The 22,740-nt window shown below is 74.6% G+C and carries 20 protein-coding genes and 1 pseudogene; 5 read left to right on the top strand and 16 right to left on the bottom strand.

The window, feature by feature from the left end; all coding sequences use genetic code 11:
• Positions 1 to 66 precede the first annotated feature (66 nt).
• From chlG to QA634_RS18820, 5 genes and pseudogenes are all read left to right on the top strand, one after another.
• The gene (chlG, locus tag QA634_RS18840) at positions 67 to 1,014 is read left to right on the top strand and encodes a chlorophyll synthase ChlG (RefSeq protein WP_012333493.1); all 948 of its coding nucleotides are present in this window, start codon (positions 67 to 69) and stop codon (positions 1,012 to 1,014) included.
• Positions 1,011 to 2,357 (top strand): BCD family MFS transporter, encoded by a 1,347-nt coding sequence (locus QA634_RS18835; protein WP_012333492.1) that lies wholly within the window; start codon positions 1,011 to 1,013, stop codon positions 2,355 to 2,357. The genes chlG and QA634_RS18835 overlap by 4 nt, the downstream gene beginning before the upstream one ends.
• 108 nt (positions 2,358 to 2,465) lie before the next feature.
• Positions 2,466 to 3,654 (top strand): annotated as a pseudogene (locus QA634_RS18830) (geranylgeranyl diphosphate reductase).
• Positions 3,651 to 4,139: a TspO/MBR family protein gene (locus tag QA634_RS18825; RefSeq protein WP_012333490.1), complete on the top strand. Its 489-nt coding sequence runs from the start codon at positions 3,651 to 3,653 to the stop codon at positions 4,137 to 4,139. The pseudogene QA634_RS18830 and the gene QA634_RS18825 overlap by 4 nt, the downstream one beginning before the upstream one ends.
• Before the next feature lie 20 nt (positions 4,140 to 4,159).
• Complete coding sequence (locus QA634_RS18820) at positions 4,160 to 4,444, top strand: hypothetical protein (protein WP_012333489.1); 285 nt, start codon at positions 4,160 to 4,162, stop codon at positions 4,442 to 4,444.
• 3 nt (positions 4,445 to 4,447) lie between these two features.
• On the opposite strand, the gene QA634_RS18815 is transcribed toward QA634_RS18820, so the two are convergent.
• From QA634_RS18815 to QA634_RS18740, 16 genes are all read right to left on the bottom strand, one after another.
• Positions 4,448 to 7,612: an efflux RND transporter permease subunit gene (locus QA634_RS18815; protein WP_012333488.1), complete on the bottom strand. Its 3,165-nt coding sequence runs from the start codon at positions 7,610 to 7,612 to the stop codon at positions 4,448 to 4,450.
• Between the two features lies 1 nt (position 7,613).
• Entirely contained in the window at positions 7,614 to 8,720 is a 1,107-nt protein-coding gene (locus tag QA634_RS18810; protein WP_012333487.1) for a multidrug transporter, read from the bottom strand.
• A 123-nt stretch (positions 8,721 to 8,843) separates the two neighbouring features.
• Complete coding sequence (locus tag QA634_RS18805) at positions 8,844 to 9,101, bottom strand: HigA family addiction module antitoxin (RefSeq protein WP_018260072.1); 258 nt, start codon at positions 9,099 to 9,101, stop codon at positions 8,844 to 8,846.
• A gap of 187 nt (positions 9,102 to 9,288) precedes the next feature.
• The gene (locus QA634_RS18800; RefSeq protein ID WP_012333486.1) at positions 9,289 to 11,343 is read right to left on the bottom strand and encodes a methyl-accepting chemotaxis protein; all 2,055 of its coding nucleotides are present in this window, start codon (positions 11,341 to 11,343) and stop codon (positions 9,289 to 9,291) included.
• Positions 11,344 to 11,491: 148 nt separating this feature from the next.
• Positions 11,492 to 12,535 carry a photosynthetic reaction center cytochrome PufC gene (gene pufC / locus QA634_RS18795; RefSeq protein ID WP_043701366.1) on the bottom strand — a complete coding sequence of 348 codons (1,044 nt, stop codon included), beginning with the start codon at positions 12,533 to 12,535 and terminating at the stop codon, positions 11,492 to 11,494.
• Entirely contained in the window at positions 12,532 to 13,512 is a 981-nt protein-coding gene (pufM, locus tag QA634_RS18790; protein ID WP_012333484.1) for a photosynthetic reaction center subunit M, read from the bottom strand. Before pufM ends, pufC begins: the two co-directional genes overlap by 4 nt.
• A 42-nt stretch (positions 13,513 to 13,554) precedes the next feature.
• On the bottom strand, positions 13,555 to 14,379 hold the full coding sequence (pufL, locus tag QA634_RS18785; RefSeq protein WP_012333483.1) for a photosynthetic reaction center subunit L: 825 nt from the start codon (positions 14,377 to 14,379) through the stop codon (positions 13,555 to 13,557).
• Positions 14,380 to 14,490: 111 nt separating this feature from the next.
• The gene (gene pufA, locus QA634_RS18780; RefSeq protein ID WP_012333482.1) at positions 14,491 to 14,670 is read right to left on the bottom strand and encodes a light-harvesting antenna LH1, alpha subunit; all 180 of its coding nucleotides are present in this window, start codon (positions 14,668 to 14,670) and stop codon (positions 14,491 to 14,493) included.
• Positions 14,671 to 14,686: 16 nt separating this feature from the next.
• Positions 14,687 to 14,917: a light-harvesting antenna LH1, beta subunit gene (gene pufB / locus QA634_RS18775; RefSeq protein ID WP_012333481.1), complete on the bottom strand. Its 231-nt coding sequence runs from the start codon at positions 14,915 to 14,917 to the stop codon at positions 14,687 to 14,689.
• Between the two features lie 170 nt (positions 14,918 to 15,087).
• Complete coding sequence (locus QA634_RS18770) at positions 15,088 to 15,303, bottom strand: hypothetical protein (protein WP_012333480.1); 216 nt, start codon at positions 15,301 to 15,303, stop codon at positions 15,088 to 15,090.
• 214 nt (positions 15,304 to 15,517) lie between these two features.
• Entirely contained in the window at positions 15,518 to 16,981 is a 1,464-nt protein-coding gene (gene bchZ / locus QA634_RS18765) for a chlorophyllide a reductase subunit Z (RefSeq protein WP_012333479.1), read from the bottom strand.
• Positions 16,981 to 18,531: a chlorophyllide a reductase subunit Y gene (gene bchY, locus QA634_RS18760; protein WP_012333478.1), complete on the bottom strand. Its 1,551-nt coding sequence runs from the start codon at positions 18,529 to 18,531 to the stop codon at positions 16,981 to 16,983. The genes bchZ and bchY overlap by 1 nt, the downstream gene beginning before the upstream one ends.
• A gap of 2 nt (positions 18,532 to 18,533) precedes the next feature.
• Entirely contained in the window at positions 18,534 to 19,538 is a 1,005-nt protein-coding gene (locus QA634_RS18755; RefSeq protein WP_012333477.1) for a chlorophyllide a reductase iron protein subunit X, read from the bottom strand.
• Positions 19,535 to 20,473, bottom strand: coding sequence for a chlorophyll synthesis pathway protein BchC (bchC, locus tag QA634_RS18750; protein ID WP_012333476.1), 939 nt, complete (start codon positions 20,471 to 20,473; stop codon positions 19,535 to 19,537). Before bchC ends, QA634_RS18755 begins: the two co-directional genes overlap by 4 nt.
• Positions 20,474 to 20,566: 93 nt before the next feature.
• Positions 20,567 to 21,652, bottom strand: coding sequence for a methyltransferase (locus QA634_RS18745; protein ID WP_283027518.1), 1,086 nt, complete (start codon positions 21,650 to 21,652; stop codon positions 20,567 to 20,569).
• A 210-nt stretch (positions 21,653 to 21,862) separates the two neighbouring features.
• A complete protein-coding gene (locus tag QA634_RS18740; RefSeq protein WP_012333474.1) occupies positions 21,863 to 22,735 on the bottom strand; it encodes a polyprenyl synthetase family protein in 873 nt (290 codons plus the stop codon).
• Positions 22,736 to 22,740 lie beyond the last annotated feature (5 nt).

The raw sequence follows: 22,740 nt of genomic DNA, 5'->3' as shown, positions 1-22,740 counted from the left end.
CCGCCGCGCGCCGCGCGGGTGTAAACTTTACTTGACACTTGCCCGGCCGCGTCACACCCTCGCGGCATGACGACGAAGCCCCTCGCGCATCCCTGGACGAAGTGGCGGCCCGCCCGTCGCGACGGTGGCGGAGCCCGCGCGCTCCCCGCGCCGGGCGCGTTGCTCGAATTGCTGAAGCCGATCACCTGGTTCGCCCCGATGTGGGCCTTCGCCTGCGGGGTCGTGTCCTCGGGCGTCGCGCCGGCGGGGCGCTGGCCGGTGGTCGTCGCCGGCCTCCTGCTCGCCGGGCCCCTGGTCTGCGCGACCAGCCAGGCGGTGAACGACTGGTTCGACCGGCACGTGGACGCCATCAACGAGCCGCAGCGGCCGATCCCCTCGGGCCGCATCCCCGGCCGCTGGGGGCTCGCCGTCGCCCTGGCCTGGACGCTGCTCTCCCTGGCGGTGGCGGGCGCCCTCGGGCCCTGGATCCTCGGCGCCGGCCTGTTCGGGCTCGCCCTGGCGTGGCTCTACAGCGCCCCGCCCGTCCGCCTGAAGCGGAACGGCTGGTGGGGCAACGCCGCCTGCGGGCTCTGCTACGAGGGGCTGCCCTGGTTCACGGGGGCGGCCGCGATGACGGGGTCCCTGCCCGACGGACGGGTGATCCTGCTGGCGCTGCTCTACAGCCTGGGCGCCCACGGCATCATGACCCTCAACGACTTCAAGTCCGTCGAGGGGGACCGCCGCACGGGCCTGCGCTCCCTGCCGGTCCAGCTCGGCACCGCCCGGGCGGCCCGGCTGGCCTGCGCGGTGATGGCCCTGCCGCAGGCCGCCGTGGTGGCCCTGCTCCTCGCCTGGGACCGGCCCTTCCACGCGGGCCTCGTGGCGCTGCTCCTCGCCGGCCAGGGCGCCCTGATGCCCCGCCTCCTCGCCGATCCGCGCGGCCGGGCCGCGTGGTACAACGGCACCGGCACGCTGCTCTCCGTGCTCGGCATGCTCGTCGCCGCCTTCGCCCTGCGCGCCGGGGGGGCCGCGTGAGCGCCGCCCCCGCCCCCTTCGGCTGGGGCACGATCCTGCGCCTCGGCCTCGTCCAGACCGCCCTCGGGGCGATCGTGGTGCTGATGACCTCGACCCTCAACCGGGTGATGGTGGTGGAATTGGCGCTCCCGGCCGCGGTGCCGGGCGCGCTCGTCGCCCTGCACTACGCGGTGCAGGTGCTGCGGCCGCGCTGGGGCTACGGCTCCGACCTCGGCGGGCGCCGCACGCCCTGGATCATCGGCGGCATGGCGCTGCTGGCGCTCGGCGGGGTCGGCGCCGCGGCCGGCACCGTCCTGATCGCCACCGCGCCGGCGGCCGGCTTCGCCCTGGCGATCCTGTCCTTCCTGGCCGTCGGCATCGGCGTCGGGGCGGCCGGGACCTCGCTGCTGGTGCTGCTCTCGACGGGCGTGGCACCCCGCCGCCGGGGCGCCGCCGCGACCATCGTCTGGATCATGATGATCGCCGGCTTCGTCGTCACCGCCCCGACCGCCGGGCACCTGCTCGACCCGTTCTCCGCGGGGCGGCTCGTCGCGGTCTCGGGCGGCGTGTCGGCGATCGCCTTCGCGGTGGCGCTCGCGGCACTCTGGGGCGTCGAGCCGCGGCGCCCGCGAGCGGCGGCCCGGGAGGCGGCGCGGCGGCCCTTCCGGCAGGTGCTCGGCGAGGTCTGGGCCGAGCCCGCGGCGCGGCGCTTCACGATCTTCATCTTCCTGGCGATGCTCGCCTACTCCGCCCAGGAGCTGATCCTCGAGCCCTTCGCGGGCCTCGTCTTCGCGATGACGCCCGGCGCCACCACCAAGCTCGCCGGGATCCAGAACGGCGGCGTGCTCGCCGGGATGGTCCTGGTCGCCCTCGTGACCGTGCGGGCGCGCGGGCGCCTCGCCTCGCTGCGGCTGTGGACCACCGGCGGCTGCCTCGGCTCGGCCGCCGCGCTGCTGGCGATCGCGGCCTGCGGCGCCGGCCCCGACGCGCCGCTTCTCGGCGGCCCGGGCGGGCTGCTGCGGACCTGCGTGGCGCTGCTCGGCTTCTTCAACGGCGTCTTCGCGGTCTCGGCGATCGGGTTGATGATGGGCCTCGCGGGCGCGGGCGGCGAGAGCCGCCACGGCACCCGCATGGGCGTCTGGGGCGCCGCGCAGGGCGTGGCGTTCGGGCTCGGGGGCTTCCTCGGGGCCGCGAGCGTCGACGTCGCCCGCCTCGCCCTCGGCGCGGTCGTGCCCGCCTACGCGACGGTCTTCGCGGCCGAGGCGGCCCTGTTCGTGGTCGCGGCGGGGCTCGCGTGGCGGATCGGGGCACCCGCGCAGGCGCCCCGGCCGGACCTGTCGGGCCTCGCGGCGTCGCACGGCTGAGAATCCGACCTCCCCTCTCCGGGCCCAAACGGGCCCGCAGGAGGTGACGAGGGCCCGTCGACGAAGAACGGCAACCAGGGAGGCACGGCCATGACGAGCACGGCCATGATGAGCACCCCCGTGAGCAACGCGGTCCTCGACGCGGTGGTGGTGGGGGCGGGCCGGCGGGGGCGACCGCCGCGACCGATCTCGCCCGGCTCGGCCGCCGGGTCCTGCTCCTCGACAAGGCGGGGCGCATCAAGCCCTGCGGCGGGGCGATCCCGCCGCGCCTGATCCGCGACTTCGCCATCCCGGACGACCTGCTCGTGGCGAGGATCCGCTCGGCCCGCATGGTCTCGCCCGCCAACCGGGCCGTCGACATGCCGGTCGGCGAGGGCTTCGTCGGCATGGTCGACCGCGCCCCCTTCGACGAGTGGCTGCGCAACCGCGCGGCGTTGGCCGGGGCCGAGCGCCGCACCGGCACCTTCCTGCGCCTCACCCGGGAGGGGGACGGGCTCGTCACCGTGCACCTGCGTCGCCGCGACGGCGAGGCGGAGGCGGTGCGCACCCGGCTGGTGATCGGGGCGGACGGGGCCGCCTCGGCGGTCGGGCGCCAGGAGATCCCGGGCCACGCCAGGATGCGGCAGGTCTTCGCCTATCACGAGGTCGTCCGCACGCCGGCCTCCGGCGCCTTCGAGGCGGCGCGCTGCGACGTCTACTACCAGGGCGCCCTCTCGCCCGACTTCTACGCCTGGATCTTCCCGCACGGCGACACGCTCAGCATCGGCACCGGCAGCGCCCGCAAGGGCTTCTCGCTGCGCCAGGCGGTCGGGCGCCTGCGCGAGGCGACCGGGCTCGACGCGGGCGAGACGCTGCGCCGCGAGGGCGCCCCCTGCCCCTCAAGCCCCTGCCCCGCTTCGACAACGGGCGCGACGTGCTGCTCACCGGCGACGCCGCCGGCCTCGTCGCGCCGGCCTCGGGCGAGGGCATCTACTACGCGATGCTCGGCGGCAGGCTCGCCGCGGAGGCGGTGCACGAGTGCCTCGCCACCGGCGATGCCCGCGCCCTGGCCCAGGCCCGCCGCCGCTTCCTCAAGGCGCATGGCCGCGTATTCTGGATCCTGCGCCTGATGCAGACTGTCTGGTACCGCAACGACGCGCTCCGGGAGCGCTTCGTCAGCATCTGCCGCGACCCGGACGTGCAGTCGCTCACCTGGGATTCCTACATGAACAAGGAGCTGGTGCGGGCGCGGCCCGCCGCCCACGCGCGGATCTTCTTCAAGGACCTCGCGCACCTGTTCGGCTGGGTCTCCCCGTGAGCGGCCTGCTCGGCGGGTCCGCGGCGCCGGTGATCGTGGCGGCCCTCGCGGGCATCGCGCTCGCCGCGGCGGGCGCGTGGCTCACGGTCATCGATCCCTGGTACGCGGCCCTGCGCGTGCCGGCCTGGAAGCCGCCCGACTGGGCCTTCGGGCCGATCTGGACCGTGATCATCGGCCTCGCGGCCGCGGCCGGGGTCCTGGCCTGGAACGCCGCCCCGGCGGGCCCCGCGCGGACTTGGCTCCTCGTCGCCTTCGCGGTGAACGGTGCCCTCCACGTCGCCTGGAGCGGGCTGTTCTTCCGCCTGCGCCGGCCCGACTGGGCGCTCGCCGAGGTGGCGGCGCTCTGGCTCTCCATCGCGGTGCTGATGCTGGTCGTCGGCCGGCATTCCGGCACCGGGGTGCTGCTCCTGCTGCCCTACCTGCTCTGGGTCGGGGTCGCGGCCTGCCTCAACTGGTCGATCGTGCGCTTCAACGGGCCGTTCTGAGGCGGAGTGGGGGAGCGCGCGTGTCGGACCTGTTCGGGAGCGGCCGCATCGTCGACCTGGTGCTGGCGCTCGTCGCGCTCGAGGCGGTGGCGCTGACGGCGTGGCGGCGGCGGGCCGGGCGGCCGGGCCTGCCCGGTCTCCTCGTCAACCTCGCCTCGGGCGCCTGCCTGATGCTCGCCCTGCGGGCGGCGCTCGTCGGCGCCGCCTGGACCTGGATCGCCCTGGCGCTCGCGGGGGCGGGCATCGCCCACGCGCTCGACCTGCGCTGGCGGCTCCGGGAGCCGGGCGGCGACGCGGGCGCCTGACGATCAGGCCGTCTCCTCGGAGGCGTGCGGCGCCCCGCGCAGCGGGTCCGATCCCGCGCCCGGCCCGACGAAGCGGCCCACCCGCACCGCCAGCATCGGCAGGACCAGGAGGTTCAGCGCCGTCGAGGTCACGAGGCCGCCCAGGATCACGATCGCCATCGGCCCCTCGATCTCGCGGCCGGGCTCGCCGGCCCCGAGCGCCAGCGGCATCAGCCCGAGGCCGGTGACCAGCGAGGTCGCCAGGATCGGCACCAGCCGGTCCCCGGCACCCTCGATCGCCGTCGCGACGCTCCAGGTCCGGCCCTCGACGCCCACCAGGTGGTCGTAGTGGGAGATCATTATGATGGTGTTGCGCAGGGAGATCCCGAACAGGGTCACGAAGCCCACCATCGAGCCGAGCGACAGCACCCGGCCGGTCAGGAACACCGCGAGCACGCCGCCGACCACCGCGAAGGGCAGGTTGGCCACGACGAGCGCGAGGTTGCGCCAATGCCCGGTCACCACGCCGAGCAGCAGCAGGATGCCGAGACCGGCGAAGGCCGAGGAGACCAGGAGGTCCCGCCGCGAGCGCGCCTGCTCCTCGGCGCTGCCCGCGAAGGCCGCGTAGGTGCCGGGCGGCAGCTCGACCTCGCGGGCGACCTTGCGCCGGGCCGCCTCGACGAAGGAGGCGACGTCGCGCCCGACCACGTTCGCCGTCACGGTCTGCACCCTGAGCGCCCCCTGGTGCAGCACCTGGAAGCGCCCCGGCGTCTCGTAGATGTCCGCGACCTGGCGCAGCGTCACGTAGCTGCCGCCGCGGGTGCGCAGCGGCAGCTCGCCGAGGGCGGCGAGCCGCCCGCGCACGGCGGCGTCGAGGATCACGATCACGTTGAAGATCGCGTTGCCCTCGTAGCTCTGCCCGACCGTGTCGCCCTGATAGGCGGTGCGCACGAGTTCGAGCACCTCGACCGCGTCGAGGCCCCAGTGGCGCAGGTCGGCCGGGCGCAGCGAGACGTTGACCTGCGGCAGGCCGGGCGGGGCCGCCTGCTGGATGTCGGCCGCGCCCCTCACCTCGCCGATCTCGCGGGCGACGTCGCGGGCCGCGATCTCCAGCCGCGCGAGGTCCGGGCCGAACAGGTTGATCACCACCGGCGCCGTGAAGCCCGACACCGTCTCCTCGATCCGCTCGGTCAGGAAGGTCTTCAGCGAGAAGGCCGCCCCCGAGAAGCTGGTCATCAGGGCCCGGATCCGCGCCTCGACGGCCTCCTGGCCCTCGCCGTCCAGGGTCGGATCGAGGTCGATATGCACCTCGCTGTAGTGCGGGCCGGCCGTGTCCTGCCCGGCCTCGGCGCGGCCGACCTGCTGGGCCACCGTCCGCACGCCCGGGATCTCCCGCAGGGCCGCCGTGAGGTGGCGCCCCATCCGCACCGATTCCTGCAGGGAGGTGCCGGGCGCGGCCGCCATGTGCAGGATGAAGTGCCCCTCCTTGAGGTCCGGCAGGAAGGTGCTGCCGAAGGTCGGGAGCAGGGCCGCCCCGCTCAGCGTGGCGATGACCGTGAGCCCGCCGACGAGGAGCGGCGCCCGCTCGACCCCGCGCAGCACCCGCTCGTAGCCGCGCCGGCACCAGCGCATCACCGGCGGGTCGTGCGCGGGGGCGCTCTCGCGGCCGGTGAGCAGCATCGTGGCGAGCGCCGGAGTGAGCGTCAGCGCCACCGCCAGGGAGGCGAGCACCGCCAGGATGTAGGCCAGCGCCAGCGGCCCGAACAGCCGGCCCGCGACCCCGGTCAGGGTCAGCACCGGCACGAAGACGAGCAGCACCGCGAAGGTCGCGTAGGCGACGGAGGTGCGCACCTCCAGGATGGCGTCGAGCACGACCCGCGCCTCGGGCCGGCGCAGGCCGAGGCGCCGGTTCTGCCGCAGCCGCCGCACCACGTTCTCGACCCCGATCACCGCGTCGTCCACCACCTCGCCGATCGCGATGGCGAGGCCGCCGAGCGTCATGGTGTTGAGGGTCTCCCCGAAGGCCTGCAGCGCCAGGGCCGCGGCGAGTAGCGAGAGCGGGATCGCCACGCAGGAGATGAGCGAGGTGCGCCAGTCGTTGAGGAAGAAGTACAGCACCACCACCACGAGGGCGCCGCCGAGGGCCAGCGCCTGGATGACGTTGCCGTTCGCCACCGCGATGAAGTTGGCGGGCCGGAAGAGGTCGGCGTGGAGGCGGATGCCCTGCTGCTCCAGGCCCGGGCGCAATTCGGCCAGGGCCGCCTCGACCCGGCGGGTGACCTCGAGCGTGTTGGCGCCGTACTGCGCGCCGATCATGAACAGGACGCCCGGCTCGCCGTCGACCAGGGCGGCGCTGATCGGCGGCTCGGGGGCCTCCACCACGGTCGCGACGTCGCCGAGGACCACGCTCGCGCCGCCCTCGTTGACCAGCACCGTGCGGGCGACCTGCTCGGGCGTGAGGGATTGCCCCTCGGTCTGCAGGGTGATGCGCTGGTTGGGCGTGTCGACGAAGCCGGCCCCGCGCACGCCGGTGGCCCGGCGGGCGGCGGCGAGCACGTCGTTGAGGCCGATATTGAAGCGGATCAGGTCCTTGGGCCGGACCTGGACCTGCAGCGAGCGCACGTCGCCGCCGTAGAGGGAGACCTGCGCGATGCCCGGTACGGCGAGGAGCCGCAGCCGCACGGTCCAGTCCGCCACCGTGCGCAGGTCGAGGGCCGTGCGCGTCGCCGAGGTGATCCCGGCGAGGAGCACGGTGCTGCTCGACGAGGTCAGCGCCGTCATGGTCGGCGGGCCCACCCCCTGGGGCAGCTTGGAGGCGGCGGCGGCGAGGCGCTCGGTGACGAGCTGCCGGTTGCGGAAGACGTCGCTCCCGGCCCGGAACACCACCGTGATGACCGAGAGGCCCTGGATCGAGGCGGAGCGCAGGCTCTCGATCCCCGGCAGGCCGTTGACGACGACCTCGACCGGCAGGGTGACCAGCTGCTCGACCTGCTCGGCGCTCAGGCCCGGCGCCTCGGTCTGCACCACCACGGAGGGGGGTGCGAATTCCGGAAACACGTCGTAGCGCGCTTCCCCGAGGGCGATCGTCCCGTAGGCGAGGAGCGCGAGGGCGAGGGCCAGCACCACGCCGCGGAAGCGGATCGCGGCGCCGACCAGGAGGGCCTGCGGGCCGGAGGACGGCGCGGCCATCTCAGTCGTCGTCGCCCGAGACGCGGATCTGGCTCTTCATCTCCTCCGAGAGGAGCGCCTGGGCGCCGCGCAGCACGATCTCGGTCTCCTCCGGCAGGCCCGCCACCACGAAGGTGTCGGCCGACATCGGCGCGTCCGTGCCGAGGGGGTGGCGGGCGAAGGCGTCGGGGCCGACCCCGCGATAGAACCACGCCCCGCCCTGCCAGTGCACGATCGCGTCCTCCGGCACGGCGATGCCCGCCACCGCGCGGGTCGAGGGCACGAAGACGAGGCAGCTCATCCCGGGCAGGAAGCCGCCGTCGCCCGCGACCGTGTAGAAGTAGCTCAGGCCCTGGATGCGCTGGTCGGTGCGGGTCGCGGGCGAGACGTAGGCGAGGGGCACGCGGGCGCTCTGGGGCGGCACCTCCGCGTAGGCGGTGGCGGGCGGGGCGCCGACGCTCTCGCCCGGCGGCAGCGTCACCTGGACCAGGAAGCGCTCGCGCTCGATCAGCTGCGTCACGAGGCGCGACCGCTCGACGATCGCCCGGCCGATCACCGCGCCCCATTCCTGCTGGGCGGTGGCGGCGAGGGTGCGCAGCTGCGATTCGGCGGCGGCGAGGGAGGCCTCGTCCATGCGGAAGCTGCCCTCGGCGGTCTCGAGCTGGACCGCGGTGGCGTAGGGGCCGAGCGCCTTCGCGCGCTGGTAGGCGCTGCGCGAGACTTCGAGCTTCGCCTGCGCGGTGAGGAGCTGCGCCCGGGCGGCCGCGTAGGCATTCGTGAGGTCGGTGACGCGGGCGAGGTCGACCACCGTGCCGTAGGCCTGCCGCTCCTGGCGGTGCTCGGCGAGGCGCAGCGTCACCGTCTCGACGCCGATCTGGCGGCGCTCGACCGCGCTCAGCTTCACGATGCTGCGCCCCTCCTCGATCACCGCACGGGTGACCCGGGGCGGCGGGGGCTTGCCGACGGGGGCGGCCGCGCGCAGGCGCTCGGGAAGCAGCCACAGGGCCGCTCCCGCGGCGGCGGCGAGCACCAGGAGCGTGCCGAGAGTGCCGAGGAGACGGCGCGGGCGGAAGCGTGACACGGCGGGCGCCTGGACGATGCGGAGGGTCTCGTCCGACCGGGCCCGCATACCCCCCGCATGCGCCGTCCGACCGGCTTTGCGGGGAGGCCTAGCACGGCCGCGGCTTGGCGGAAATGGTGACCCGCCGCGCGCGAACGCGGGCGCGTCCGCGGGTCATCAGCCCCGGCCGCGCTACGGCATGCGCGGCTGCGCCGGTTGCGGCTCGGCTTCCGGGCGGACGGGCAGCGCGCCGATCTCGGCCCCGGCCTCCTGCTCGGCCACGCGCAGATCGTAGGCGGCCTGCAGGTTGATCCAGAACGCGGCGCTCGTCCTGAACCAGTGGCCCAGGCGCAACGCGGTGTCGCCCGTGATGGCGCGCTTGCCGTTGATGATCTGGCCGATGCGGTTGTGCGGCACCTTGATCTGCCGTGCCAGCTCGGTCGGCGTCACGCCGATCTCGTCCAGCGCGTCGGCCAGGATTTCGCCCGGATGGATGGGTGGTCTGCATGCGCCATCCGGTTGATGGCTTCGCCATCTCCGATTTCGGCCATGCGGATGTCGGCTTCGCTCAGGCGCCGCGCTCAGGCGCCGCGCAGGCTCGCGATCCGGGATCCGCTTCGATCAAGCCGATCCCGGATCAGGCCGCCCGCACGGAATCGAGGAAGCGCGCGACCTCCCCGCCCAGGGTCTCGGCCTGGCTCGCCAGGTCGGTGGCGGAGGCGAGCAGGCGGGCCGAGGCGGCACCGGTCTCCTCCGCGGCCCCGGCGACGCCCGCGATGGTGCGGGTGACCGCGCCCGTCCCGAGGGCGGCCCGCGCGACGTTGTGGCCGATCTCGCGCGCCGCCTCGCCCTGCCCGGCCACCTCCGCGGCGATCGCCTCGGACCCGAGGCTGATCCGGCCGATCACCCCGGAGATCCGGCCGATCGCCGCCACCGCCGCCCCGGTCGAGCCCTGGATCCGGCCGATCTGCCCGGTGATCTCGTCCGTCGCGCGCGCGGTCTGCGCGGCGAGGTGCTTGACCTCGGCGGCGACGACCGCGAAGCCGCGCCCGGCCTCGCCCGCCCGCGCCGCCTCGATGGCGGCGTTCAGCGCCAGCAGGTTGGTCCGGGCCGCGATCGCCGCGATCAGCCCCGCCACGTCCCCGATCTGGCCCGCGGCGGCGCTGAGATCCCCTACCACCGCCCGGGTGCGGGCCGCCTCCTCGACCGCGCTCCGGGCGAGGTCGGCGGAATCCCGCACCTCGCGGCCGATCTCGCCGACCGAGGCGGCGAGGGCTTCGGCGGCGGCGGTGACCGCCGCGACGTGCGCGGCGGCGCCCCCGGCGGCGCCCGACACGGTCGCGGAGCGCTCGGCCGTCGCGGCCGCATTCCAGGCGAGTCCCTCCGCCGCGCGCTGCAGCTCCCGCGCCGCGTCGGCGACCGCCGCGATGATGCGCCCGACCCGGGCCTCGAAGCGCTCCGCCACCGCCTGCATGGCGGCGCGCTGGGCGAGCGCCCGCCGGCGGCCCTCCTCCTCCTGCGCGGCGCGGATCCGGCGCCGCTCGCTCACGCCCTCGCGGAGGCGTTCGGCCGCCTCGGCGAGCGCGCGGACCTCGCGCGGGCCGCCCGGCGGCAGGGCCGGAGCCTCCTCGCCCCGACCGATCGCCGCGATGGTCCGCGACACCAGGACGAGCGGCCGGGCGATGGCGCGCGCGATCGCCGCCGCCAGCAGGACCGAGAGGCCGACCGCGCCGAGCCCCGCGCCGGTCCAGGCCGCGAGCGCGCGGCCCGCCTCGGCCCGCACCGCCCGCGCAGCCTCGCGCATCTCCGCCGTCAGCCGGTCCTCGACCCCCTTCAGGCCCTCGATCCGGCGCGTCGCCAGCCCGAACCACGCGGGCGCGTCGCGGAAGGCGAGCGGGGAGCCCGGCGGCGCGTCGAGGACGAGGCGGCGCAGCCGCGCCACCTCCCGGGACGCCTCCTGGGCCTCGACCGCCGCGACCGCCTCCGCGGCGTCCGGCTCCGCCCAGAGGCGGAAGGCGCCCTCCCGCGCGGCCTGGCTGGCCGCCAGCCCCGCGAGGCGCTCGAACGCCGCGAGGTCGGCGCTGCCCGCCGCGAAGATCGCCGCCGCGGTGGCCCGCTCGCGCCCCGCCTCCTCCTTGAGCGCCAGCAGCGCCGCGTAGGCGAGGAGCCGCGCCGCGATCGCCGGGTGCGCGGCGCGGCGCGACAGCTCCCCGACCATGCCGAGCGCCTCGTCGATCAGGCCCGTGTAGAGGGCGAGGTTCTGCTTGGCCGTCGCCGCCAGCGCGTCGACCGCGGACCGGTGGCCGCGCAGCAGCGCGGGCGCCCGGCGCAGCGCCGCGGCGCGGCGCGCGAGCCCCTCGCCGGGATCCGCCGCCTCGGCGGGGAGGATCTCCGTCAGGGCGGCGAGGGCGGCGTCCGTCCGCTCGCGCTGGGCCGCCACCTCGGCCCGGAACTGGCCGCCCTTCGCGCCGAGGAACAGGTTCGACGCGCCGCGCTCGATCTGCGTCTCGTGGACGAAGCGGCTCAGCGCCGCCGCGAGGTCGACGTGCCGCTCGACCCGGCCCATCTCGTCCCACTGCCGCGCCCGCTCGCTCCCCGCCAGCAGCACGGCGCCGGCGAGGACGAGACACGGCGCCAGGGCCGCGAGGACGATGCGCGCCGCGAGCGATCGGGTGTGGTGCAGAATCGGCATGGGGCCCTTCCGGAGGCCCGTACACTGTCGCGCGAGGCGTAAATACCAGTCTAACAATTTACGAATTGCGCCGTGATCTCACCGTGACCGAAACAGCACGGCCCCTGCCGCTTCGGCAGGGACCGTCCCGACGAGCCGCAACTCTCGGTCAGGGCCGCGGCAGGGGTCCTCCGGCGAGTTCCGGATAGTCCTTGAGCATGCTGGCGCCGTTGAGGGGCTTGGCGAGGCCCTGGTGGCAGGTGGTGCAATTGGCCTTGGGCGGGTCGCCCTCCGGGCCGAGGCGCACCTGCGGCAGGGCCGGAGCGAGCGGCTCGATGTAGGAGCCGTTGATGTCGCGCACCATCCGGATGCCGTGCCAGGCCGTCACGCGCTTGGGCGTGCTCTCGCCCCAGTTCGAGAAGGCGCGGCTGTTGTGGCAGTAGGTGCAGTTGACCCCGAGCCCCTCCGACATGTGGATCATCAGCGAGTAGGTCTTCTCGGTGGTCATGATCGGCTTGCCGGGGCTCACCGGCAGGGCCGTGGTCGCGGCGACCCGGATCGCGCCGTTGTCGATGCCCTTGTCGCCGAGCAGGTCCTTGAACGGGTCGTAGGGCAGCGAGGCGAGGCCCGCCGCGAGGCTCGGGTGGTTCTGGCCGTTGTCGCGGGCCGCAAAGCCCAGGGCATGGGCCGGGCCCGGGTTGTTGTGCCAGACATTCGCCGGCACCGGGTTGCCGCGGTGGCAGGTGTAGCAGGTCACGCCGGTGGTGCCGACGTGGTTCTTCCAATCGGCGTTGACGTGGCGGGTCATGCGCAGCATCGCGCGCGCCACCGTCTTGGCGTAGACGCTGTCATCGGCCATGTTCTCGACGTTGTGGCAATAGGCGCAGCCCTGCTCGGGCGAGACCCACTCGGTGATCGAGACCATCACGCGGTTGAACTGGTCGGTCGTGAGGTCGGTGAGGACCTGGACGTTCTGGTAGGTCTGGGTCGCGGGCTCGCCGCCGGGAGGCGCCGGGTCCTGCGGGGTCGGGACCGTGTTGGCGGCGAGGAGCGCGGCCTGGGTGCGGGGGTTCGTCACCTGCACCATGCCGGTGCCGCGGTAGCCGACCTGCTCGGAGCGCACGGGGGGATGGGTCCAGCCCGCCGTGCCGAGCATCGCGCCCGTCAGCAGCACCGCGACGACGACGCCGAGGAGTTGAAGGGCCAATCTCATCGCGCGCCTCCCGTCAGGCTCAGGGGATCGACCACCGGCCCGTAGACCGCCGGATAGCTCGGGGCGACGCCGTGCTTGACGGCCCAGAGGTACCAATTGTCGACGACGGTGCCGGTGAGCAGGATGCCGATGCCGCCGGTGAGCGTGGTCAGGACCGCGAACCACCACGCCCAGCGATGGACGGATTCCATCGTGGCGTTGAAGCCCATGGTCCAGCGCCAGAACAGGGCGGCGCGCTCGGTGGCGGTGCCCCGGTCCACGATCTGCTCGATCTCGCGCTCGGAGCCATAGCGGCTGGTGGCCAGGATGGTGGCCCCGTGCATGGCGAAGAGCAGCGTCGACCCGTACAGGAAGACGATCGAGAGCATGTGGAAGGGGTTGTAGAACAGGTTGCCGTAGCGCAGCGAGAAGGCGGCGGTCCAGTCGAGGTGCGGGAAGATGCCGAACGGCACCGCCTCGCTCCAGGACCCCATCAGGATCGGCCGGATGAAGCCGAGCACGAGGTAGAGCCAGATCGCCGAGGCGAAGGCCCAGGGCACGTGGTAGCCGAGCCCGAGCGCCTTGGCGCGCCGGTACATCCGGAACCACCAGAGCAGGATCGAGACGGTCAGGAAGAAGCCGGCGAGCAGCCACCAGCCGCCCTCCGCCATCGGCGGCAGGATCATCAGCCCGTATTGCGGGCGCGGCGGCTCCAGGGCGAGCCAGGGCAGCTGGCGCAGGAACTGGATCGGGTCCCAGTTCACCGAGGCCCACATGTTGAGGCCGATGATCTCGAAGGCGATGAACCCGCTCACCAGGGACAGCGTGCCGGTCGTGCCGAGGTAGATCGGGCCGACCTGCGCGTTGCCGACGAGGCCCGCGAGATAGTTGAAGTGGCCGGTGCCGACCCGCTTCTCGATGTGCGGGATGCTGACCCCGGGCTCAGGGCGCAGGGGATGCACCTGCACCTGCGTGTAGATGTTCTGGTAATACCCCATGGCGGCGGATGCCTTCTTCAGGGTGACGGTGCGGGGAGCGGTTCAGCGCCAGACCGGCAGGTTCAGCCACCAGCCCCACCATTCGGGCCAGCCGCGGGTCCAGAACGGGCCGCTGATGACGATGCAGACGGCGCTCCAGAAACCCGCCGAGAGGGCGAGGAACAGGCCGAGCCGGTGGATGCCGATCGTGCCGATCGAGTAGCCGATCGTGTCACGGAAGTAGGTGTCCTCGTGCTCCGGCGTCTTCACCACCTCGCCCTTGCCGGGATTGGTCGCGGACAGGATCATCGAGCCGTGAAGCGCCAGCGCGAAGGTCGTCGTGAAGAAGAACGTCACGCCGAGCATATGGGCCGGATTGTAATGGAAGTGCAGGTACTGGTAGCCGACGTTCGACACCCAGTCGAGATGGCTCAGGATCCCGTACGGGAAGCCGTGCCCCCAGGCGCCCATCAGGAAGGGGCGGATCACCACGAGGGTGACGTAGGCGAGGATCGCCACCGAGAAGGCGAAGGGAACGTGGTAGCCGATGCCGAGCTTGCGGCAGATCTCGACCTCGCGCAGCGCCCAGGAGCAGAAGGCCCCGATGGCGCAGACGGTGATGAGCTGCCACAGCCCGCCCTCGCGCAGCGGGGCGAGGGCCAGCCCGTACTTGAGGTCGGGCGGCGCGATGCTGATCTGCCAGACGTTCCAGGTCGGGCCGAGCGCCGCGCCCCAGAGGATCAGCCCGGTGCCGAGCAGGCTGAAGAAGATCGTCGTGACCCCGAAGAACCCGACGTAGAAGGGCCCGACCCAGAAGTCGAACAGGTCGCCGCCGAGCAGCGTGCCGCCGCGGACCCGGTATTTCCGCTCGAAATTCAGCATGGCCATGGTGGCCGCCTCCCCGCGATGGAGCGCAGTCGCCCGCGGGCGGTGCCCCGGTGTCGGTCCGGGCCGCCGTCCGCGGTGTGGAGCGCCGAGAGCGGCGCCCCTTTCGGGCCGTCAGGTCGGCAGCACGAGGCTGTGCGGGATCTCGGCCCTCTTCACCGCGGGCCCCTCCAGCCAGTTGAACCGGTTGGTGCTGAGCAGGATGAAGTGGATCAGGATCGCGAGCGTGAACAGGAAGACGGCCAGCGCCACCAGGGTGCGGCGCGGATCGAACAGAAGCCAGATCTTGTGCATGGCGAGAGCTCCGTCCTCAGCCGATGAAGGGCAGGAGGCCGTGGGCGGCGTAGGTCACGCCGTCCGTCAGCGACGAGTAGCCGTTCGGTCCCGGCAGCCAGGGCCGCCACAGCCAGACGAGGAAGTGGGCGACCACCGCGATCGCCGTGAAGATGATGAAGCTGGTGACGAAGATTCCGTGGAATTCCTTCGCCTCCTCCTCGGTCAGTCCCGAGAGGGTACTTGGTTTGTCCATTCCATTGGCCATTGCCGAACCTCCGGATGCGGGTCCGCGCGGGGCTGCCGCGCGGGGGTGGTCGCCCCCCCCCGCGCGGCGGGAACGGGCGGTCTCTCCGTCGCCGGGACGGCGACGGAAACTCTCCGGTCGGCCCTGCGGGCCGGTGGCCGGCAAACCGGGGGGCCGGGGGCCGCCCGGGTTCAGCCCATGAAGGCGAAGGGGATGGCCGAGAGCGCCATCGCCCGCGCCTCGCCGAACACGGAGCGCCGCAGCCCCGGGGGCGTGACGCCGCGGCCCGGGAGCACGCGCTGGACGACGGCCGCCGCCAGGAAGACCGGGTAGGTCGCCGCCAGGATCAGGCGGAACTGGGCCTGTTCCGACCGGGAGCGCGAGGCCGTGGTGAACGGACGGGTCATGCGTCTGATCTCCTCCCTGGCGCGCTCCGCGCGCGTGCCGAATCCGTGGCGCGCTCCGCGCGCGTGCCGTGTCCGTGACGCGCTCCGCGCCTGCCAAATCCCTGGGGCGCGCCGCGCGATGACCGCGCGGCGCGCGCATTCCGTCGTGCTCGACCGCGGGCGGCGCGGCCCGCGGCGGGCGGCCGGGGCCGCCCGTCACCCGCCGCCGGGGGGATCAGGCGGCCGCGGCGAGGGCGCTGCGGGCGCGCTCGACGCAGAGTTCCGTGACCCGCTCGGCGCCGACCCGCTGCGCCTCGCGCTCGGCGGCGTCGCGCAGGCGCTTGGCGTAGGAGATCCGCACCAGGACGGGGCTCGCCGCCACCGAGGCGTCGAGGCGCGCCCGCGCCTCCTCGTCCCAGGGCAGTTCGCGGTGCGCGCGGGCCGGCGTCGCCTCGACGGCGTCGAGGTCGCGGGCGAGCGGCAGGATGTGGAAGAGCGCGTCGAAGAGCGCGTTGCAGACTTCCTGCACGAGGTAGGTCGCGCCCGCATAGCCCATGAAGGGCGTGCCGGTGTGGCGCCGCACCACCGCCCCCGGGAACGAGGCCGGGATGTAGACCGCCCGGCCCCCGCTCTCGGCGAGGTACATCCGCTCATTGTAGGAGCCGAACAGCACCAGCGGCGGCGTCTCCCGGATCGCCGCCCGGACGGCGGCGTTGTCGGGCTTGACCCCGGCCGTGCGCGCGAAGGCGAAGCGGCAGGGCAGTCCCATCTCCTCCTCCAGGAAGTGGCGCAGGCCCCGCGCGTAGGTCTCGGTCGCGACCACCCCGAAGCTCGCCGAGCCGAAGAAGTCCTGCGTGACCGAGCGCCAGAGGTCCCAGAGGGGCTTCAGCGTGGTGTGCTTCTCGCGCACGATGAAGGGTTCGGGATCGAGGTCGAGGATCTCGCCGAGGGCGCGCAGGAACTTGGTGGTGCTGTGGATGCCGAACGGCGCCTGAAGGTAGGGCCGGTCGAGGGACTCGCACAGGAGCCGGCCGAATTCGCGGTAGAGGCAGATGTTGGCGTCCGCCTCGACGAGGCGGGGGATGTCCGCGAGGTGGCAGCCGAGCGGGAAGACGAGGTTCACCTCGGCGCCGATCCCCTCGACGAGCCGCCGGATCTCGGCGAGGTCGGAGGGCGTGTTGAAGCTGCCGTAGGCCGGCCCGATGATGTTGACCCGCGGCCTCACCGCCGGGGTGCGGGCCGGGCGGGGCGGGATCGCGCCCTTCCGGGCCGCCTTCTTCAGCCCGTACTCGGCCCAGAGCCAGGACAGGGCGCGGTCGGCCGCCTGCCACTGATCCTCGTCGATGGTGCGGGGCAGGAAGCGCTGGAGGTTGGTCCCCTCGGGGGTGACGCCGCCGCCGATCATCTCGGCGATCGAGCCGGTGACCACGACGCTCGGCTGGCTCGGGTCGAGGGTGGCGTGGGCGCGCTTCATCGCGCCCTCGGTGCCGTGGCGGCCGAGTTCCTCCTCGGCGAGGCCGGTCACCACGATCGGCAATTCGTGCGGGGGCAATGCGTCGGTGTAGTGCAGCACCGAGGTCACCGGCAGGTTCTCGCAGCCGACCGGGCCGTCGATGACGACCTGCAGGCCCTTCACCGCGGTGAAGACGTAGACGGCGCCCCAGTAGCCGCCGGCGCGGTCGTGATCGAGGACGAGCATCAGGCGCCCTCCCCGATCGGCGCCGGGGCGGGGGCGCGCTTCGGGGGCGCGCGGCGCTGCGGCACGTCCTCCCAGATCCCGGCCGCGTGGCCCTCGCCGACGCCTTCGAAGAAGGCGCGCATGGCGGAGAACCGCTCCCGCTGGGCGAGCGCCCCGTTCACGACCTGGGCGAGCGAGCCCGCCCCGGCAATGCCCATCAGCGGGCGCGCCGAGATCAGGTTGGTGAAGTAGAGGGCGGGGATCGCCCGCTCCTTGGCCCTCTGCACGACCGGCGTGGTGCCGACCGCGAGGTCGGGCCGGAACTCCTCAAGGGCGGCGAGATCCTGCTCCAGGGAGGCGCGGAACTGCACCCGGGTGCCGCGCGCCTCCAGCCACGCCCGGTCGTCCTCCGCGAAGCGGGTGCGCGGGCAGGCGGTGCCGACATAGGGCAGTTCGGCCCCGCTCTCGACGAGGAGCCGGGCCACGATGAGTTCGGACCCCTCGTAGCCCGACAGCGTGATCCGCCCGCGGATCGGGTTGGCGGCGAGCGCCCCGCGGATCGCCGGCAGGATCCGGTTCTTGGCCGCCTCGACGGTGAGGCGGGCGACCCCGCAGGCCTCGCCGACCGCGTCGAGCCAGGCGGCGGTGCCCTCGTGGCCCACCGGCGCCGAGCCGAGGACCGTCCGCCCGGCCGCCTCGAACTCGCGGATCGCCGCGGTGTAGAAGGGATGGATCGCCGCGACGGCGGCGCAGTCGAGGGCCGCGTAGAGCTCCCGCCACTCCCGCGTCGGCACGACCGGGCCGGGGCTGAGCCCGAGCGGCTCGAGCAGGGCGCCGATCTGCACCGGGTCGGCCGGGAACATCTCGCCGAGCAGCGTCACGGTCGGGCGACCGTCGCGGCCCTGGCGCGGCGCCGCGACCGGTCCCCGCTCGGCCTCGGCCCGCGCGACCCGCAGCATCGCGCCGGCGAGCACGTCCTTGGCCTCGGCATGGGTCGGCACCCCGAAGCCCGGCACGTCGATGCCGATGATGCGCACCCCGTCGATCTCCCGCGGCAGCAGCCGAAGGGGCACGCCGGAGGCGGTCGGCACGCAGAGATTGATCACCACCACGGCGTCGCACTGGGCCGGGTCGGCCACCGCCCGGACGGCGTCGCGGATGTCCTCGAACAGCTTGCCGGTGACCAGGGTCTCCGAGTTGAAGGGCACGTAGCCGACCGTGCGGCGCGCCCCGTAGAAGTGCGACGTGAAGGTGAGCCCGTAGACGCAGCAGGCCGAGCCCGACAGGATCGTGGCCGTGCGGCGCATGCGCAGCCCCACCCGCAGGGCGCCGAAGGCCGGGCACATGCTCTGGGGCTGGTCGTGGGGGCCCGCCGGGTAGTCGCGCCGGAGCGCCTGCAGGGTCTCGCCCATGCCCGCCGCCTCGGCGGCGGCGCGCAGCTGCGCCCGTCCGGCGTGGCAGCCGGGCCCGTCCGGCGCCGGAATCGGGTCCGGCCCGGGAGCAGCCGGCTCCGGCCCCTGCCGGGCCTCGCCGCGGGCGCGCAGCGCCCCGATGTCGAGAGAGGCGCCCATGCTCACACCGCGTCGTAGACGACTTCGAGGGAGGCCCGCGGCTGGACCGGCCGGCCGCGCATGTCCTCGTCGCTCGCCGGGTCCAGGACCACGCCGCGGCCGACCGCCTCGCCCTTGAACAGGCCGAGCAGCGCGTCCTGGCTCAGGGGAAGCGGCTGGTGGGGCGCGGCCGCCGCCACGTTGGCGGCGAGTTCGGCGAAGAGCGGTCCCCAGCGGCCGTCGGGCCGGCCGATGATCTCGTAATTGGCGCTCTTGCGGCGGATGTCGTCGTCGGCCGGGATCGAGGCGAGCACCGGGATGCCGGCGCTCGCCGCGAAGGCCTGCGCCTCCCCGGTGCCGTCGTCCTTGTTGATGACGAGGCCGCCCACCCCGACATTGCCGCCGAGCTTGCGGAAATACTCCACCGCCGAGCAGACGTTGTTGGCGACGTAGAGCGATTGCAGGTCGTTCGAGCCGACGACGATGACCTTCTGGCACATGTCGCGGGCGATCGGCAGGCCGAAGCCGCCGCAGACCACGTCGCCGAGGAAGTCGAGCAGGACGTAGTCGAAGCCCCATTCGTGGAAGCCGAGCTTCTCCAGCAGTTCGAAGCCGTGGATGATGCCGCGCCCGCCGCAGCCGCGGCCCACCTCCGGTCCGCCGAGTTCCATGGCGAAGACGCCGTCGCGCTTGAAGCAGACGTCGCCGATCGCCACCGCCTCGCCCGCGAGCTTGCGGCGGGTCGAGGTCTCGATGATGGTCGGGCAGGCCCGGCCGCCGAACAGCAGCGAGGTGGTGTCGCTCTTCGGATCGCACCCGATCAGCAGCACCCGCCGCCCCTGCTGGGCGAGCATGTAGGACAGGTTGGCGAGGGTGAAGCTCTTGCCGATGCCCCCCTTGCCGTAGATCGCGATCACCTGGGTCTCGCGCCGGGCCGCGCCCTCCCGCGGATCGGGCGGCGCGACCGAGGGGCCCGCCGGGCGGGGATCGGGGTGGCGGAGAGCGGCTGCGTGCGGGGCGGCAGTCATGAGCGGGCTCTCCAGTCGAGGACCATCTTGAGGCAGGCGGGATCGGTGAGGGCCGTGCGGTAGGCGCTCGCGGCCTGCGCGGCGGGCCGGCGGTGGCTGATCAGGCCGTCGAGGCCGAGCGCGCCCGCGCGCACGAGGCCCGCGACCGCGTCGAGGTCGCCGGGCCGCCACTGCGCCGAGACCCGGAGGCGCGCCTCGCGCAGGAAGGCCGGCGGGAAGGCGAAGGAGAGCGGCGCCTCGTAGAAGCCCGCCAGCACCACCTCGCCCCCGGGCGCGAGGCGGGCGATCAGCCCGTCGAGGAGGCCGGCATCGCCGCTCGCGTCGGTGATGCGGGCGTAGCGCCCGGTCTCGTCGGCGGCCGGGTCGAGCACCGGGTAGCCGTGCTCGCCGCCGCGGCGGGCCGGATCGCGCTCCCAGACCACCGGGTCCTGACCGCTGAGCCGGGCGAGGCGCGCCAGGAGGCGCCCGAGCACGCCGTGCCCGACGACGAGGTGGCGCTCGCCGCGCTCCGCCCCCGCCAGGGCGTGGTAGGCGGTCGCGGCGAGGGCCAGCAGGATGCCGCGCTCGCCGAGCGCCGCGTCGATGGGCAACAGGCGCGCGCCCTCGACCACGAGGTGCGAGGCCGCGCCGCCGAACAGGCCGCGCACCGGGCCGAAGCAGCGGGCGCCGGGCACGAAGACGGTCTCGCCGGGGCGGCGGCCGGATTCGGGGCCGGCCTCGACCACGCGCCCGACCGACTCGTAGCCGGGGACCAGGGGATAGCCCATGCCGGGGAAGTCCGGCATCCGGCCCGACCAGAGCAGGCGCTCGGTGCCGGTGCTGATGCCGCTCCACGCCACTTCGACCACGGCGTCGGCCGGGCCGGGCGAGTCGAGGGCGAGCCGGTCGAGGCCGAGGCGTTCGGGCCCGTCGAGGATCACGGCCAGCGCGTGCATGCGATCCGCCCCTCCCAGCGCTGCGTCGGCAGCGGTGCCGCTTCGTGCGGCTCATGTCAGTTTAGATTGCCACGGTGTGGCGTCAAGTTGAGTTTACACTTTTGACACGGATCCGCGGCGCGCGACGAGGAGTCGGACCAGGAGCGGGCGGCGGGTGGCGCGCTCGCGGATGTCGCCGAAGCCGGCCTGCCGCAGCATCGCGGCGAGTTCCTCCGCGCGGCGCGGGCGCCCGCTGCCCATGGCGAGGAGGTAGAAGCCGAAATAGGCGTCGCCGACCGGCTCGGCGCCCCGCGTCCCGGCCATCGGCTCGGCGAGGAGCAGGGTTCCGCCGGGCGGCAGGGCGTCGTGGGCGGCCCGCAGCAGGGCGGCGGCGGGCGCATCGTCGTGGTCGTGCACCACGCGCACCAGGGAGATCAGGTCGGCGCCGGGCGGCAGCCCGTCGTGGAAGCTGCCGCCGAGGGCGGTGGCGCGCCCGCCCAGCCCCTCCTCGGCGAAGCGCCGCGCGGCGCGGGCCGCCACCGGGGGCAGGTCGAACAGGGTGACGGCGAGGTGGGGCGCGCGCCGCGCGGCCGCCACCGCGAAGGCGCCCTCCCCGCCGCCGACGTCGAGGAGCCGGCGGTGCCGGGCGAGCGGGTAGGCGTCGAGGATGTCGCCCGCGACGAGGGCCTGGGAGGCCCCCATCAGGGCGCCGTAGGGCGCGACGGCGGCCTCGCCGAGGGCGGCGGGCGCCGCGGATCCCGCATAGGCCCAGTAGCCCGCGAGCCGGCTCGGCCCCGCCCGCCCGCGCAGGAGCGCCACGGGGTCGCGCAGGTCGTCGTAGAGCAGGGCGTGGTGGGCGATCATCGCGCCCACCGAGGGATTGCCGAGGAGGGCCGCGCCGAGATCCGCCAGGGCGAAGCGGCCGTCCGGCAGGGCGGTCAGGAGGTCGAGGGAGGCGGCGGCGCGCAGGAGGCACAGCGCCCGCTCCGGCGGCAGGTCGAGGCGGCGGGCGATGCAGTCGGGCGCCAGGGGGCCGTCCGCGAGCAGGCGAAAGAGGTCGAGCGCGACGCAGGCCGCCAGCACCTGCGCGTAGACGAAGCCGGCGCAGAGGTCGAACAGGGCCCGCGCGTTGCGGCGCGCGACCGGGCGCGTCGGCGGGAAGGCGGCGGCGAAGCGCTGGAAGCGCGGGCTGGCGATCAGCCGGTGGCGGAGCGCGAGCCAGCGCTCGCGCCAGGGGCGGGGGCGGGGCGGCCGGTCGGGCCGTCAGCGCGTGCGGGCCGGTGCCGTGCATGGGCGATGCTCCGGGCGAGGGAATGGCGGGGCGTGCGGGTCCGGCGGAGGCCTTGCCCCTCCCGCCGGGCACTCCCCTCTCCGGGCCCGTCGGGCCCGGAGAGCGCGGGAGGCGCTCGCCTACGCGACCAGGCTCTGGGCCACCCGCGCCGGCAGGAAGAGCCGCGTCTGGGCCTGGATCTCGCGCCGGAGGCTCTCGGCGCCGGGGCAGTCCGGGATCACCGCCACCGCCTCCTGGGCGAGGTCCGCGAGGCGCCGCAGGGCCCCGTCGAGGCCGAGGAGCGCCGCGGCGTTGGGCCGCCCGAGGGTGGCGTCGCGCCCGACCGGCTTGCCCACCTCCTCCTGGCGGCAGGCCACGTCGCGCAGGTCGTCCGCCACCTGGTAGGCCTCGCCCAGATACTCTCCGAGCAGCCGCCAGGGCATCGCCTCGGCCCCGGCCGCCGCCGCCCCGGTCACGGTCGCGGCCGCGAAGAGCGCGCCCGTCTTGGCCTGCTGGTAGGCCGAGAGGCCGACGCTCGGCTCCGATTCCCAGGCCTGCCCGGCCACGATGCCGGCGGGCGAGCCCACCGCGCGCGCGACCAGCCCGACCAGGGTGCCGAGCCGCTCGGGCACCCGCGCGGCGCCGCGCGCCAGCGTCTCGAAGGCGAGCACGATCAGCGCGTCGCCGGCGAGCAGCGCGATCGGCTCGCCGAAGGCGACGTGCACGGAGGGCTTCTGCCGGCGCATCGGCGCGTCGTCGAAGCAGGGCAGGTCGTCGTGCACGAGCGAGGCGCAGTGCAGGAGTTCGATCGCGGCCGCGGCCGCGTCGGACGCCGCCGGGTCGTCGTCGCCGCAGGCCCGCGCCACCGCGAGGCACAGGCGCGGCCGGATCCGGTGCCCGCCCGGGAAGACCGCGTAGCGGATCGCCTCCGCCAGGAGCGGCGGCGCCCCCGGCGCCTCCGCGTGGGACACGGCCACGTCAAGGGCCCGCTCGATGCGCCCACCGTCGTCCATGCGCC

It is taken from the genome of Methylobacterium sp. CB376, from assembly GCF_029714205.1.
GTDB lineage: Bacteria > Pseudomonadota > Alphaproteobacteria > Rhizobiales > Beijerinckiaceae > Methylobacterium.
The sequence above is the reverse complement of the archived record's forward strand: the minus strand, read 5'-3'. Positions and strand labels throughout refer to the sequence as shown.

Bases quoted from the DNA above. Each gene is read 5' to 3' on its own strand.
- chlG (WP_012333493.1), top strand. From the start codon at position 67: ATGACGACGAAGCCCCTCGCGCATCCCTGGACGAAGTGGCGGCCCGCC.
- QA634_RS18815 (WP_012333488.1), bottom strand. From the start codon at position 7,612: ATGGCCGCGCCGTCCTCCGGCCCGCAGGCCCTCCTGGTCGGCGCCGCG.
- QA634_RS18810 (WP_012333487.1), bottom strand. From the start codon at position 8,720: ATGCGGGCCCGGTCGGACGAGACCCTCCGCATCGTCCAGGCGCCCGCC.
- QA634_RS18800 (WP_012333486.1), bottom strand. From the start codon at position 11,343: ATGCCGATTCTGCACCACACCCGATCGCTCGCGGCGCGCATCGTCCTC.
- pufC (WP_043701366.1), bottom strand. From the start codon at position 12,535: ATGAGATTGGCCCTTCAACTCCTCGGCGTCGTCGTCGCGGTGCTGCTG.
- pufM (WP_012333484.1), bottom strand. From the start codon at position 13,512: ATGGGGTATTACCAGAACATCTACACGCAGGTGCAGGTGCATCCCCTG.
- pufL (WP_012333483.1), bottom strand. From the start codon at position 14,379: ATGGCCATGCTGAATTTCGAGCGGAAATACCGGGTCCGCGGCGGCACG.
- pufA (WP_012333482.1), bottom strand. From the start codon at position 14,670: ATGCACAAGATCTGGCTTCTGTTCGATCCGCGCCGCACCCTGGTGGCG.
- pufB (WP_012333481.1), bottom strand. From the start codon at position 14,917: ATGGCCAATGGAATGGACAAACCAAGTACCCTCTCGGGACTGACCGAG.
- QA634_RS18770 (WP_012333480.1), bottom strand. From the start codon at position 15,303: ATGACCCGTCCGTTCACCACGGCCTCGCGCTCCCGGTCGGAACAGGCC.
- bchZ (WP_012333479.1), bottom strand. From the start codon at position 16,981: ATGCTCGTCCTCGATCACGACCGCGCCGGCGGCTACTGGGGCGCCGTC.
- bchY (WP_012333478.1), bottom strand. From the start codon at position 18,531: ATGGGCGCCTCTCTCGACATCGGGGCGCTGCGCGCCCGCGGCGAGGCC.
- QA634_RS18755 (WP_012333477.1), bottom strand. From the start codon at position 19,538: ATGACTGCCGCCCCGCACGCAGCCGCTCTCCGCCACCCCGATCCCCGC.
- bchC (WP_012333476.1), bottom strand. From the start codon at position 20,473: ATGCACGCGCTGGCCGTGATCCTCGACGGGCCCGAACGCCTCGGCCTC.
- QA634_RS18740 (WP_012333474.1), bottom strand. From the start codon at position 22,735: ATGGACGACGGTGGGCGCATCGAGCGGGCCCTTGACGTGGCCGTGTCC.